The organism is Kineobactrum salinum (genome assembly GCF_010669285.1).
Lineage (GTDB): Bacteria > Pseudomonadota > Gammaproteobacteria > Pseudomonadales > Halieaceae > Kineobactrum > Kineobactrum salinum.
Map to the genome: position 1 here is coordinate 979645 of NZ_CP048711.1, position 13290 is coordinate 992934.

General features: G+C 63.4%; 10 protein-coding genes. All 10 read right to left on the reverse strand.

The window, feature by feature from the left end:
• Window positions 1–3 precede the first annotated feature (3 nt).
• The 10 genes from G3T16_RS04260 to G3T16_RS04305 all read right to left on the reverse strand — a co-directional run bounded on the left by G3T16_RS04260 (window position 4) and on the right by G3T16_RS04305 (window position 13214).
• Window positions 4–1908, reverse strand: coding sequence for an XrtA/PEP-CTERM system amidotransferase (locus G3T16_RS04260; RefSeq protein WP_163493972.1), 1905 nt, complete (start codon window positions 1906–1908; stop codon window positions 4–6).
• Window positions 1909–1912: 4 nt separating this feature from the next.
• Window positions 1913–3157, reverse strand: a complete 1245-nt coding sequence (locus tag G3T16_RS04265; RefSeq protein WP_197911885.1) for a TIGR03088 family PEP-CTERM/XrtA system glycosyltransferase — start codon at window positions 3155–3157, stop codon at window positions 1913–1915.
• Entirely contained in the window at window positions 3158–4720 is a 1563-nt protein-coding gene (xrtA, locus tag G3T16_RS04270; RefSeq protein WP_163493973.1) for an exosortase A, read from the reverse strand.
• Window positions 4713–5987 (reverse strand): TIGR03087 family PEP-CTERM/XrtA system glycosyltransferase, encoded by a 1275-nt coding sequence (locus G3T16_RS04275; protein WP_197911886.1) that lies wholly within the window; start codon window positions 5985–5987, stop codon window positions 4713–4715. The genes xrtA and G3T16_RS04275 overlap by 8 nt, the downstream gene beginning before the upstream one ends.
• 38 nt (window positions 5988–6025) lie before the next feature.
• A complete protein-coding gene (locus G3T16_RS04280) occupies window positions 6026–7057 on the reverse strand; it encodes a FemAB family XrtA/PEP-CTERM system-associated protein (RefSeq protein ID WP_163493975.1) in 1032 nt (343 codons plus the stop codon).
• Window positions 7054–7983 (reverse strand): XrtA system polysaccharide deacetylase, encoded by a 930-nt coding sequence (locus G3T16_RS04285; protein WP_232059261.1) that lies wholly within the window; start codon window positions 7981–7983, stop codon window positions 7054–7056. Before G3T16_RS04285 ends, G3T16_RS04280 begins: the two co-directional genes overlap by 4 nt.
• Window positions 7980–9134, reverse strand: coding sequence for a non-hydrolyzing UDP-N-acetylglucosamine 2-epimerase (gene wecB / locus G3T16_RS04290; RefSeq protein ID WP_163493976.1), 1155 nt, complete (start codon window positions 9132–9134; stop codon window positions 7980–7982). The genes G3T16_RS04285 and wecB overlap by 4 nt, the downstream gene beginning before the upstream one ends.
• 9 nt (window positions 9135–9143) lie before the next feature.
• Window positions 9144–10631, reverse strand: coding sequence for a TIGR03016 family PEP-CTERM system-associated outer membrane protein (locus G3T16_RS04295; protein WP_197911887.1), 1488 nt, complete (start codon window positions 10629–10631; stop codon window positions 9144–9146).
• Window positions 10606–11601 carry an XrtA-associated tyrosine autokinase gene (locus tag G3T16_RS04300; RefSeq protein WP_197911888.1) on the reverse strand — a complete coding sequence of 332 codons (996 nt, stop codon included), beginning with the start codon at window positions 11599–11601 and terminating at the stop codon, window positions 10606–10608. The genes G3T16_RS04295 and G3T16_RS04300 overlap by 26 nt, the downstream gene beginning before the upstream one ends.
• Before the next feature lie 74 nt (window positions 11602–11675).
• The gene (locus G3T16_RS04305; RefSeq protein WP_163493977.1) at window positions 11676–13214 is read right to left on the reverse strand and encodes an XrtA system polysaccharide chain length determinant; all 1539 of its coding nucleotides are present in this window, start codon (window positions 13212–13214) and stop codon (window positions 11676–11678) included.
• Between the last annotated feature and the right edge of the window lie 76 nt (window positions 13215–13290).

The following is a 13290-nucleotide window of genomic DNA, read 5'->3' on the forward strand; positions in this document are numbered from 1 at the left end:
CCATTACCCGGTGAGTGCAAAATGGTCGTCGCGGATCGCCGCCTGGAACATCAGCAGTGACCACAGCGGCGCGCTGTGGTCGCGGCGGCCGGACTGGTGCTCATTGACCAGCCGTTCCAGGTAGGCCTGGTTGAACAGCCCGGTGGCGGGCAGCTCGCCTTCCAGCAGGTCGCGGCGCAGACGTTCTTTCAACGGGCCGCGGAACCATTTGCCCAGCGGAACGCCAAAACCCATCTTGGGGCGGTACAGCACGTCGTTGGGCAGGTGCGGCTCCAGTGATTTTTTCAGCAGATACTTGCCCTCCTGGCCGCGCAGTTTCCAGTCTGCCGGCAGGCCCGACACCCACTCGGTGAAGGGGTGATCCAGGAAGGGCACCCGCACCTCCAGCGCGTGGGCCATGCTGGCGCGGTCAACCTTGGTGAGGATGTCACCGACCAGGTAGGTCTTCATGTCCAGGTACTGGATCAGCGACAGCGGGTCATCGGTGGGACTGTTGGCGGCGTGCTCGTCGAACACGCTCTGCACCGAATAGCCCTGCAGCTCCCGCTTCAATTGGTCGCTGAACATCGCGGCGCGCTGCTCGTCACTGCAGATCGACACCGAATGCAGGTAGGCCTCCACCGAATTGCGGGCCAGGGCCTGGAAGGTGGTCTTGGCACGGAATACGCGCGGTGCCCAGTCCGCCTTGGGATAGAGCCGGCCGAGCGCGCCGAACAAGGGTCGGCGCAGGCCCAGCGGCAGAGCCGAGCGCAACCGCTCCTCATTCATGTGCCAGCGGTAGCGGCGGTAGCCGGCGAAATGCTCGTCACCGCCATCGCCCGACAGCGCCACCGTGACGCGCCGCTTGGCCAGCTGGCAGACCCGGTAGGTCGGAATCGCGGAACTGTCGGCATAGGGTTCGTCGTAGAGTCCCGCCAGCTGGTCCAGCAGGTCGAAGTCGTCGCTGCCCACGGTCTCTTCAAAATGGTTGGTGTGGTAGCGCTGGGCTACCTGGGCGGCGTATTCGGTCTCATTGAACTGCTTGACATCAAAGCCGATCGCGCAGGTGTTGACCGGCTCGCTCTGCAGCTGGGCCATCATCGCCACCACCGCGCTGGAATCCACGCCACCGGACAGAAACGCACCCAGCGGCACCTCGGCCACCAGCCTCACCTGCACCGCCTCGCGCAGGCGCGCCACCAGTTCGTCCTGCAGGTCGGCCGCGCTCGCGACCGCCACCGGCTGGAAGGGGATATCCCAGTACTGCTGTTGCTGCGGCACCGCCTCGCCCCGCCGGAACAGCATGCTGTGGCCGGGGCGCATCTTGTAGACGTCGCGGTAGATGGTCTTGGGTTCCGGCACATAACCCAGCGCGAAGTAGTCCTCCACCGCCTGTGGCTCCAGCTGGCGCGGCAGCGCGGGGTGGGCCTTCAGCACTTTCAGCTCAGAGCCGAATATCAGCTGGCCATCGGCCAACACACTGTAAAACAGCGGCTTGATGCCGAAGCGGTCGCGGGCCAGGAACAGGCTGCGGGCCGCGCGGTCGTACAGCGCGAACGCGAACATGCCACGGAAACGGTCGACACAGCGCTCGCCCCACTGCTGCCAGGCGTAGAGGATGACCTCGGTGTCGCAATGGGTGCGGAATACATGGCCCAGGGCCGCAAGCTCGGCGGCCAGCTCGCGAAAATTGTAGATCTCGCCGTTGTAGACCACGCAGAGATTGCCATCGGCACTGAACATCGGCTGCTGGCCGGAGGCCAGGTCGATGATGGACAGGCGCCGGTGGGCCAGGCCGATGCCGGCTTCGGTATGCAGGCCGCCCTCATCGGGACCGCGGTGGAACTGGCTCTGGTTCATCGCCGCCAGCAGGTCACGATCGGGCTCGCGCTGTTCCCGCAGATCAAAAATACCGGCTATACCACACATATATTCAATTTCCGCCCGTTGCTGGTTGCAGCCGGGGGCGCTGCAGCAGTTCGTCGTAGACCCGCAGGTAGTCCGCCACGGTGCGCTCCCAGTCAAAATCCCTTTGTACCCGTTCGATGGCCGCCCGCCCCATGGCTTCGCACAGTGCCGGGTCGCGCAGCAGCGCCACTGTGGCCTCCCCCAGCGCAGCGGCGTCGGCCACCGGTACCAACCGGCCCGTAACCCCATCCTGCACCAGCTCGGGATTGCCGCCTACCCGGGTTGCCACTACCGGCAGACCGATAGCCATGGCTTCCAGGATGGTATTGGAAATGCCCTCGCCCAGCGATGGCAGCAGGAAGATGTCCATGCAGGCCAGCAGTGCCGGAATATCCTCCCGGTCGCCGGCCAGCCAGACACAGTCGTCCAATTGCAGGGCCTCTATTTCAGTTTCCAGAGTCCGGCGTTCCGGTCCATCGCCGACGAGTATACAGCGCAGCCCGGCGCGCTGCTCGGGGTGGGCAGCAAAAATGTGCTGCAATGCACGCAGAATCTGGCGCTGGTCCTTGACCGCGGCCAGCCGTCCGACGCTGCCGATCACACGGCAGTCGCCCCCCGCGGCAAATCCAGCCGGAACATCGGCGGGCCAGCATCGCGGTACCGCAGTGGCCGGGCCCGATCCGGTGGTGCCCGCCTGCCAGCGCGCTGTAAAGCGCTGGTGATCGACCCCGTTGTAGATTTGCGTCACCTTCGGCGCCGGAATGCCCACACTGTCCACCAACCAGTCGGCGAGGTCGCGACTGACCGCGATAAAACGGTGAATCAACGGCCGCAGCGCGCGGCGCAGCCAGCGGTACTTCGGGTTGCTGCCATCCAGATCGCTCACATCGCGGCCGTGTTCGCCGTGCACCCGGCGGCAGCCGGGCATTAACAGGCCCAGGGCCTGGGTTTCCAGCGCCGCCAGGTTGCGGGTGTGGACAATGGCCGGCCGCAGGCGCCGCAGAGTCCGCCACAGCCGCCAGTACATGCCCGGGTCGTGGCCGGGGCGCTTGTGCAGTTCCACCACTTCGACATCGTTCGCGGTCACACGGCGGGCAAAGTCCTCTGCATGGCTCAGGCACACAATCGCATGCCGGTAGCGACCGGGGGGGCTGCGGTTGATGATATTGACCAGGCCATTTTCCAGCCCACCCGTACCCAGCGCATAGATAATATGGACTACCAGCGGGACGGAATCAGCGTTAACGGTGTGGGCCATCCGATCCGCCATTCATGGCACCGCCTCGCCCGTGGTCCGGGAGTTTTCCAGAATGGTTTCTATCCCGGCCAGATGCGCCTCCAGGAACTGGCGCAGCAAATCCCGGGCCGGGGCAAGGTCATCCCCTGCGGCAGTGGCGAGGAACAACCGGCTTCCTTCACGCTCTCCTTGCAGAAGCTGCTGTTTAGCCTCCAGCAGCTTGGCATAATACGGATTGTGGGTATGGTGGTCGTCGATCCGGTACCAGGCCCAAACCAGCAGTTGATCGCGCCCCGATGTCAGCACAACTTCGTCGACCTCGCGCACGGCCTCGAAGTCGGTTGCAAAACTCCTGCGGGACTTGACTTTCCAGGCACCGCTGGCCGAGCGCCAGGACTGCACGCCTTGCACCAGTTCCACACCCGGCCGTTGCTGCAGGTATTGGTGCAGGAACAGGCCGACCGGCGCAGCGGCCTGGTAATAGACGCTCAGCTCGCGATCAGCGCCGCGCTGATCAGGGGCCCAATCCCAGCGCGGCGCTTCTGTCTCGCGCCATGCAGGCGCCACCGGCGGGGCGCTCAGCGCCACGGGTATTTGCTGGTCATCCTCGCCGCGCTCCAGCCACAGGGATGCCAGCGGCCCCAGACCCGCCACCACCATGGCGAGGACCAGCACCGGCAGAAATGCGCTGCCGGTGCGCGCAGTCCCGCGGATCGCAGCGCCGCTGGCAGTTGACTGATCCTCCGCGTGGCCGGACTCCTGCCAGAAACCACCCACCCAGAACAGCAGCAACATCACGATCCCGAAGAATACCCATCCGTAAATCAGATGATCGACACCGGTGGCGATCCGCATGTCGCTGATGTGGCCCAGCATGACGATGAAATAGGCGCGCAGGCTGTTGGCGACGATCGGCACTACAATGGAAGCCAGCACGAATGCCGCCTGCCGCCAGTGGCTGCGATAGGTGAGGTGGGCATAGAGCAGGCCCAGAGTGAAGGAAGCGATCAGGTAGCGCACACCGCTGCAGGCCTCCACAATCGACCAGTCCCCGGAGGGCAATGACAGGTACATGCCCTCTCGATAGACGGGAACACCACTGGCGCGCACCAGCCATTCGGTGGTGTCGGCGGTCAGCTCCATCATCGGCAGAATAAGTCCCTCTCCCATCGGCACGGCGAGAAACAGGAAGCCCAGTGGAAATGCCAGCCGCAGCGTCAGCGCGGTGCCCAGAATGGCCCAGATGCCGGTGATGATAATGCCGACCAATGCCAGCTGCTGCAGGACCAGCACATCCACCAGGTAGGCCAGTAACCAGGCCAGGTTGCCGCCGAAGGTGAAAACCAGCGCCCAGGGCTGGGGTCGGGCCGAGGCCACAGGCAACTGCCGCCGCAGGCGCCAGACCAGCCACAGGCTGAGCGGCACGATAAGGAAACCGTGGGCAAAGGTCTCAGACACCTGCCAGGTCCGCAGCATTGAGGCAGCGGTCTCGTGATACAGGGCGATGACTGCCACGCTGTATACTGCCACGATGACAGCCAGCAACCCGCCACGCCGCGGGTCGGTAGCATCCGTCCTGTGATTCGGTTCAATCATCACTCTGGGTCCTGACGTATTCCGGCGCCGAGCTGGGCTGTCCGAGCAATAGCACAACCTCCGGCAGATTCTGGTCCCAGTTGAAGGCCCGCTGGACCCAGCGGCGGGCCCGGCTGCCAAGCTCGTCATGCAATCCCTCGATTACCTCTGCCAGCAACCGCTGATAGTCTCCGGCCGTGTCCGCCAGCAGCACCTGCTCGCCGTGGCTGGCCCCGATCCCCTCCAGCCCCTTGCTGCTGGCCAGCACCGGACGTGCCATCGCCATACCTTCCAGTACTTTGTTCTGGACGCCGCGCGCGACCCTCATCGGCGCCACCACCGCCAGTGCGTGTTGCAGGTAGGGGCGTACATCCTCCACCCTGCCGGTGACGGTCACACCTGGCTCCCGCGCCAGTTGCTGCACTGAGCGTGCCGGGTTGCCGCCCACGATATAGAACAGCACCGCCGGATGACTGCGCCGCAACTGCGGCAGTATGCCGCGGACAAACCAGGTCACCGCATCCACATTGGGCCAATAATCCATCGCGCCGGTGAACACCAGCGGCAGGCTGTCCTGCGGGAAGGGATTGTCAGGCAGCCGGGCTGGGTCGAGACCGGGATCAAAGTAGTCGCAGTCGACACCGTTGTTGTAATAGCCAATCTTGTGGGCCGTCTCCGGCGACAACTCATGGAACAGGGCCGCCTCTGCCGAGGATACAAACAGCCCGGCGTCGAAGCGCTGGGCCAGCTCCTGTTCCAGCCGCAGCAGGCAGCGCGCCTCGCGCCGGTACACCCAGCTCATCGGCGGTGGCTTCTGTGCCGCGTACTGCTGCCATTTGTCGGAGTCAACATCGACAAAATCTATGACCTTGCGCGTAAAATCCCGGCCCTGGGCCGGCAGGAACTGGGCCATGGCAGAGGAATAGACTATGGCGTGACGGATGTCGTGATCCAGCACTGCCTGCTCGACCCATTGCCTCAGGGTGCGGTCGCTGTAATACGGTATCGACAGCGCCTGACCAGTCAGCAGGCCACTCAAGCTCCGCAGGGTTGCGCGCCAGGGCCGCAGCGGGCGCAGAAAGACCGCCCGGCAATAGCGTTCCAGCTCGACTGCCCAAGGCCAGTCCTGCGGGTCGTCGACAAAACTGGCCAGGTAGATATCGAAATGCCGGCTCAGATGCTGCAGCAGGTGAAAGGAGCGTATCTTGTCGCCCTTGTTCGGGGGATAGGGAATCCGGTGGCACAGAAACAGCAAAGCCGGCTTGCCGCCGCCAGGCGCTTCCTGCACCCCGTCGCACCCAATTCCGGTCGCCGTCATAAGCAGGGTTATCCGAGGCTGCGCGCCAACGGCGGCCCGATCAGGTTCGCCACCGGCAGCGGCAGGCGTCGCCAGGCATCCACCAGCAGACGGTATTTGGGGTTATTGGGATTGACGTCGGGGATACTCTCGGCGCGCACCAGGAAATACTCGTAGGGCAGAGGCTGCGGCTCGAAGCCCCAGTGCTTCTTGAAGTCGAAGGGCCCGGTATCGCGCTTGCTGCGGCCAAAATCGAAACTGACCATGCCCTCCTCCGCGCTGCGCCGCATCAGCTCCCAGTACATGAAGTGATTGCAGCCCTTGATATGGCGGGCCCGGGCGATACTGCCGCCATAGTAGGGCAGCACCTCACCGCGAAAGTAAAAACTCATCACGCCGGCCACGTCTTCGCCGCCCTCGCGAATCATCAGCACCCGACAGTCATCGCCGAACTCCTCCCACAACAGATCCAGATAGCGCCTGCTGAATACCGGTGTGCCCAGGTTGCGCACGCTCTCGGCGTAGACCCGGTACAGGCGTTCTGTGCCCGCAACCTCCTCGCTCTCCAGCCCGGCCTGGATGCCCTTGCGGATCATCGCCCGCTGCCGGTTGGGGATGGCTTTCAGGTTGACCTCGTTGTCCGCGTCGATGGGCTTGCGGAAGGTGTAATAGAGATCCTTGACCGGCCAGCCACTGGCCGACGGTTCCAGATTGCGCAGTTCCAGGGCATCGACTCCCAGTGCCCGGGCACGCTCACAGGCCGCGCTGCGCAGCGCGGCCGCGGCAGCCGTTGAGCTGGCAGCAATACCGCCGTACACGCAAAACGGCAGGCTGGCCAGCTTGTTGCCAAACAGCCGGCTGCGCACTTCCGCCAGCGGTAACACACCCACCACCTGGCCGTCTGCTTCGGCCAGCAGGAAATGGCTCCGGTGGCCAAAGGCCTGCTGCAGCACACGCTGCCAGCCGTAGCGGTGAAAAAAGGTTGCCTGGGGACAGTCCCGGACAAAGGCCTCCCAGGCCGGCTCGTCTTCAGCAGTACAGCTGCGTACTGATACCGTCATACACGGGCCTCGCGCCCGCCTGCGGCTGGCCAGCTGGCCGCTGCGGCCCCATCCCCGGCTGCCGCCTGGTTGGCGGCAATGACAGAGCCGAACACGCAGTCCATGCGGTCCCAGCGAAAATCTCCCAGCAGCCGCTGCAAACGCTGCTCCATGCGGCCCAGGTTCAGGTAGTGGCGGAACCGGGTGCGGGCGGGCAGGCCCTCAGGCCGCGGTTGCTGCGGGTCGATTTCCCAGGGGTGGAAATAGAACAGGCCGCTCTCCCCTTCGGTCCGGTTGATTCGGCGCAGCGCCCAGCGCGAAAATCCGTAGGGGAACAGGCGGAACCAGCCGCCACCGCCACAATTGATATTGCGTCCGGCCAGGGTCAGCGTAGTCACCGGGATCTCGGTCAGGCGCCCGCCTGCCGCGGCGAAGGCGAAGCGGGGGGCCTCTGGCATGCCGTACAGGTCGTGCCTGATCGGCGCGATGCTGGAGCTGTAGACGTAGCCTGCATCCGCCAGCACATCCAGCGCCCACAGATTGCCGGCGCCGATGGAATAGCTGGCCGCGCGGTAGCCGCTGACTGCCACGCCGCCGATATCTTCCAGCACGGATTTGGTGCGGCTAACATCCTCCCGGAATGCCTCGGGCTGCTGGGTCGTGACCCGGATATGCTCCCAGCCGTGGCTGGCCAGTTCGTGGCCGGCGGCGACAATGCGCCGCACCATGGCTGGGTGGCGCTCTGCCACCCAGCCCAGGGTAAAGAAGGTGGCCCTGACCCCGTTCTGTTCGAACAGGGCCAGGATGCGGTCTACATTGGCCTCCACCCGCATCGGCGTGCTGTCCCAGGCGCTGCGCTGGATGTGGCGCTCAAAGGCAGAGACCTGGAAGTAATCCTCCACATCCACAGTCATCGCGTTGACCTGTTCCGGAATGGACACGGTCATGCTGCCCTGGCTCCCCGGCACCAGTCGAGAATGACTGCGGCGATGCGCTGGGCCGCGGCGCCGTCCCATAACTCAGGCTGGCGGCCCGCCTTGCCTCGACCCGAGATAATTTCCTCACAGGCGCGACGAATAGCCGCCGGATCAGTACCCACCACCGTGTTGGTGCCCTGTTCCACGGTAATTGGTCGCTCGGTGCTCTCGCGCAGCGTGATGCAGGGCACCCCCAGTGCCGTCGTCTCCTCCTGGATACCACCGGAATCGGTCAGCACCAGGCGCGCATCGCGCATCAGCCCCAGCATCTCCAGATAACCCTGGGGCGGCAACAGCAGAATATTGCCCTTCGCCAGCAGCGCATCCAAATCGGCCGCAGCAATACGGGCCCGGGTGCGGGGGTGGACAGGAAAAACCAGTGGTGTCTGCCGGCTGGTCTCGACCAGTACCGACAACAGGCGCTTCAGCACCACCGGGTCATCCACATTCGAGGGCCGGTGCAATGTGAGCAGGCCATAGTTGTCGGCCATGACAGCCCTCTCCAACTGCGCACCCTCGACACCCTCCAGCGTGATCCGGGCCGGTACCGCCGAGGCGAGGTTGTAGCGCAGCGTGTCGATCATTACATTGCCAACAAAAAACACTTTGTCGGAGCCGATGCCCTCGCGCTGCAGATTGGCGGCAGCACCGGCCTCCGTGGTAAACAGCAGATCGGACAGCTGGTCGGTGAGAATGCGGTTGATCTCCTCCGGCATACTGCGATCGCCGCTGCGCAGCCCCGCCTCCACATGCATCACCGGCACCTGTTTCTTGACGGCTACCAGAGCACAGGCAATGGTCGAGTTGACATCCCCCACCACCAGCACGGCGGTCGGCTTGCGCTCATCCAGCACCGGCTCAAAGCGCTGCATGATCTGTGCGGTCTGTTCGGCATGACTGCCCGACCCCACCTCCAGGTCCACATCCGGTTCGGGAATATGCAATTGTTCGAAGAATGCATGTTTCATCGCCGCATCGTAGTGCTGGCCGGTGTGGACCAGACTGGCACTCAGGCCACTGCCAGGCGCGCTGAACGCGCGCATGATCGGCGCGATCTTCATGAAATTGGGCCGCGCGCCCACGACACAGAGAATGTGCGGCAGGTGGGTGCTGTGTTGCATAGGGGAGTCCTAGAAGCCGTGTCTTACTGTGAACGTTATCCGGTTCTCGTCGTAATCATTCAGGGCAAAATCGGATTCCTGGCTGACAAACCGGTAAGAGAGACTGAATGTGGTATCCACGCCCACCTCCCGCGAGAAGCCCAACCTGGCCCGCCAACCCCTGGTGTCCTCTCCAAACTGGCCTATATTGCCGCCCTCGCCGTCGCGTTCGTACCAGCCCAGGCGAAGGTTCGCGGTCAACTGGCGGGACAGGTTCCGCGACAGCGTGAGATCAGTACTGCTGAATCTTGCCTCACCGCCATCCTCGGTGCGTTCCTGTTGCGAATCGGAGCCGCTCAGGACAATCGTTGTGCGCCGCGCGACAAAGCGATAACGCAGGGTGAAGCGTTCGTCGAGAATCGGGGTATTGCCGATAAAGGTCGGCCGCCCACCCGGCAGTGGATCGCCGGGCAATTCTCCCGGGCCGGGTTCAAAGGGATCATCCGGGTCGAAGGTACCGTCATCATCGGCTCGCAGGTTGCGCGGGAAGGTGAGGGTACGGGTATAGGTCGCGCTCAACTCACTGCGTTTGTGCCGATAACTCAGGTTCAGCCGTGGGGTGCTACCGAAAAAGCGTTCACCGGTCCCGACACCGACCTCAATACGGTCGTTGGGCGCCCAGCGGATGCCGACATCCCAGTAGGAGCCGTCGATATCGTCCAGTGCACTGGTGAACTCGTTCCACTCCTCGCCCACCAGGCCATTGACCTGCCAGGACCTGGTGAGCTGTAGTGCGGTCCAGACTTCAGCCGAGGCCAGTTCATTGTCGAACGGCGGGCTGATCTCAGTGCCCTCGTAGCGTACCTCACTGTAGCGTGCCCTGACGCCAGCGCTGAGGCGGCTGGCGGCAGGATCGGTGCCAAGATCAAACTCGACCCGATCTTCGGCGCTGTCCCCGAATACATCCACCGCATTGAACTGCTCGTTGTAGCGATAGCGCAAGCGCAGGTCGGTGTTGCGCAGCAGGCGCCGCTGAATCACTGCGCCAACACTGTAGCTGTAAGTGATATTGGTGTTCTCGCGGCCACTGACGTTATCCCTGCCGCCCGGTGCGAACGGGTCGATGGCATTGCGGCCTGCGAATGCATCGGCCTCCAGGGTCAACCAGTTGCGCAGGGCTTCGTAATCGCCCACAAAACGCAGGCTGGGCACCACCGCTTCGCGGTTGGTCAAGCCCGGCTGCCCCCCGAAACAACGAGTGCTGCTGTTCCCCAGGGAATTGTATTCGGCCGCGGCGCGCAGTGACAGGTTGCCCCTCGCGCCCTGGCCACGCAGGGTCAGGTCGGGGCGCGCCGTAGTAACCCACTTGCTTTCCTTGTCACGGTTGGCAAGACAGACGTTGTCCGAATAATAACCGCCCACGGATACACCGGCCTCTCTTTGCCAATCGGCGGCTATTGCTGCCTGTGCGAGAACGCTGCCGAAAATACCGCTAAAAATGAACTGACGAAGTTTCACGGGGCAACCACCTGCTCGGGCCGCGTCCGCTGGCCATAGGCGTAGCCATAGCCGTAGCCATAGCCGTAGCCATAGCCCTTGCCGAACAGGCGCAGCCGCCGCCGCGAGGCACGATTGAGCACCACCCCACCATCTTGTCTTCGCCGATGTGCTCCAGCGCTTCCTCGACCGCGTGCTGGGGTGTGATGTCAGCCGAGGCCACAAACACAATCTGGCCCATGAAACTGGCCAGCACCCCGGCCTCAGTGGTCAGCAGCAAGGGCGGGGAATCGAAGACAATGACCCGGTCGTGATAGCGTTCCGACAACTCCAGCATCAACTCATGCATATTCGCGCTGGCCAGCAACTCGGTGGCGTGTTCATCCGCTGTGCCAGCGGGCAGTACCCGCAGCTTGTCCATATTGGTGTGCAGGATCACATCCTGCGGCCTGACATTTTCATCCTTCAGAATGTCAATCAATCCGGGTGTATCGGGGGCCACGCCCAGCCAGCCACCGGCGGTGGCTTTGAGCACATCCGCGTCGACGAACAATACGGTCTTGTCCTGCTCCATCGCGATGCTCATCGCCAGGTTGAGCGAGGAGAACGTCTTGCCATCGCCCTGCAGTGCGCTGGTGACCATCACCAGGTTGGCGTTGGCGATCGGCGTCGGCGCCTGTCCGGCGATGTTTTTCAGCAGCGGACGCTTGATGGTACGAAACTCTTCCGCAATGGCGCTGCGCGGTGTCGCCGGCGTCAGGAAACCCTGGTGATGCAGTAGATCGAAGGGTATTTCGATCCGGGGCCTGGCGCTGCGGCTCTCGGCCGGCCGCGTATCATCCATCCGCGCCCGCATGGATTTATGGGTGGCGGCTGCAGTAGACTCCATGGCGTCACTGCCCGCTCGCTCGACGGTGTGCTGCCCCTCGGCAGACTGCGGCGCAGCCTGTTGTTCCTTTTGTTGGCCGAGGGCTTTCTCGATAATGCTCATTGGCGGCTCCGGTTCGTCGGCGATCGGCTGGACTCAGGGTTTGGCATGGTTATTGGCTTCCGGTCCGGTCGGCATCAGGCAATGAAACCGGGTACAACCAGTACCCCGGCAAAGGCAAGCAGCAGGGCCACGCTGCAGATACTGAAGCTGGCCAGCCGCAACACATCGCTGCGTTTTTCCTCAGCGGATTTGTTCCACGCCACAGTCCCCAGCAGCGGCAAGCCAGTGGTATTGGCCAGCATCCGCGCATCGGTCACCATCGGATAGAGCAGCGACAGCAGCAGCGCGAGGGCGCCACCCGCACCCAGGGCAACCACCAGCACGCCAGCATTCAGCAGCAGCTTGTTGGGCTCATTGGGTGTGCGTGGCACAAATGGTGGATCGATAACCCGGAAGGTGACATCGCCGGCGGTATTCTCTACATCGCCCGCCAGTCGTGCGGCTTCCCGGCGCTCCAGCATTTCCTGATGCTGCCGGGCAATCACGTTGTAGTCGCGGTCGAGCTGCTTCAGTTCCGCCTCGACTTCCGGAATCTGGTTGACCTTCTGTCCCAATTCTTCCACTCGGCGCTCATATTCTGCTACCCGTACCCGCAATTCCGCGGCCTGGGCCTCGGTTTCGGCCAGCATGGAACGCATGCCCTGGTAGACCGGGTTGTTGGGCAGGTTACCAAAGCGGGACCCGGAGGCTTCGCGCATCATGCTGTATTCCGCTTCCTGCTCCGCTTCGAGCTCGGCGATCAGGCCGCGCAGGCGCAGCACTTCCGGATGCTTCTCCGTATACCGGGACATCAAGTTGTCCATTTGCATGGTCAGGGCCTGGATGCGCTCGCCGATGGGCGAGTCCACAGCGGCAGAGGAACCACCGGCTATGAACACGGGCTCCTCACCGGCGATCTGGCGCTGCAGCTCCAGCCGCCGGTTCTCGACTTCCCGCAGCTGCAACCGGGCCTGCTCAAGGTTACTGCGTGCATTCATCAGGCGGCTGTAATAGTCACCCTGCTCCCCGGGGAGCACATCGACATTGCGCTGCTTGAAGTTGGCCAGGCGGGCCTCAGCCTCAATCAACCTCGCTTCGGATTCCGCCAGTTGCTGCTCCAGAAAGGTCTTGGCACCGGAGCTGTCCTGGCGCTTGTCGCTCATGGAGGTTTCGATAAAGACGGTGATCAGGGATTGCGCTATCCGCCGCGCGGTCTCGCGATCCCTGTCCTTGACCGAGATGGAGTACAGCGAAGCATTGCCCCTATTGCCCAACAGGGAGATGGAGTTTTCCAGCCGCTTGATCAACGCATCCTTTTGGGCCTCGGTAGTGGCCTGCAGGTCCAGGTCCGTCATGCGCGCCAGTTTTTCCAGGTTGGGACGGCTGAGCAGCGTACGGCTCATCATCCGGATGCGCTGGTCGATATCCGGCGTGATCGTCAGGCCGCGCATCAGCGGCCGCAACACGGAATTGGTATCGACATAGACCCTGGCACTGGCGACATAGGATTCAGGCATCTGCCAGACATAGGCCCAGCCTGCCAGGGCAATCACCCAGGCAATGCCCAGGGCCAGCCAGCGATGACGCCAGACCCCCAGGGCATAGCTCAATACTTGCGCAAAAGCGTCCTGCATGAATAGTTATCCTGTTGACCGGTATCTGTCTGATGCAATGCTCATAACCAGAACTCGGAGATATTGACGATATCGC